Consider the following 658-nt stretch of genomic DNA (forward strand, 5'->3'; position numbering starts at 1 on the left):
CTGGTCTATTCCGCGTACTCCTGGATCGGTTTCTTCTTCCCACCGTCCGTCCCCGCTTCCAAGAGCAACGTACGACTGGGCATACCCAATCGGCTCTCCATTCAGCATTGCAATGTATGGAGTGACGGACTCTTGCGCTAAAACGCTTGGCAAGTACTGTTCCTGTACGTCAGCAAGTGTCGGGCGTGCTTCTTCTCCGCCCCACCACTCGACGATATGAGATCGATTTAGCCACTCATAGAGCATCGCAAGGTCATGCTCAGTCATGAGGCGCAGTGTGACGGAATCGTTGCTGTTGGTCACGATGCTGTACTTTGTGATGCCTAACTTTGTTTTTGCGTTGCTCATGATGTCTAACTCCCAATTTGTGTAGGGCTTATTATGCACGCTTAAAAATAATAAAAGCAGACTTGACCTGATAGTTTGGCTGTGAGCAATTATGTGCTTAGTGCATCTAACTTTGTTTTAGGGCGACTGCCCTGCTGCGTAACATCGTTGCTGCTCCATAACATCAAACATCGACCCACGGCGTAACGCGCTTGCTGCTTGGATGCCCGAGGCATAGACTGTACAAAAAAACAGTCATAACAAGCCATGAAAACCGCCACTGCGCCGTTACCACCGCTGCGTTCGGTCAAGGTTCTGGACCAGTTGCGTG

1 protein-coding gene is annotated in these 658 nt (G+C 50.2%); it reads right to left on the reverse strand.

Going from position 1 to position 658, the window contains the following annotated elements; translation table 11 throughout:
- Positions 1 to 303 (reverse strand): GNAT family N-acetyltransferase (locus MKP05_RS21355; RefSeq protein WP_240570143.1); only part of this gene is annotated, 303 nt, incomplete at its 3' end.
- Positions 304 to 658 lie beyond the last annotated feature (355 nt).

Source organism: Halomonas flagellata, from assembly GCF_022487945.1.
GTDB classification, from domain to species: Bacteria; Pseudomonadota; Gammaproteobacteria; order Pseudomonadales; family Halomonadaceae; genus Halomonas; species Halomonas flagellata.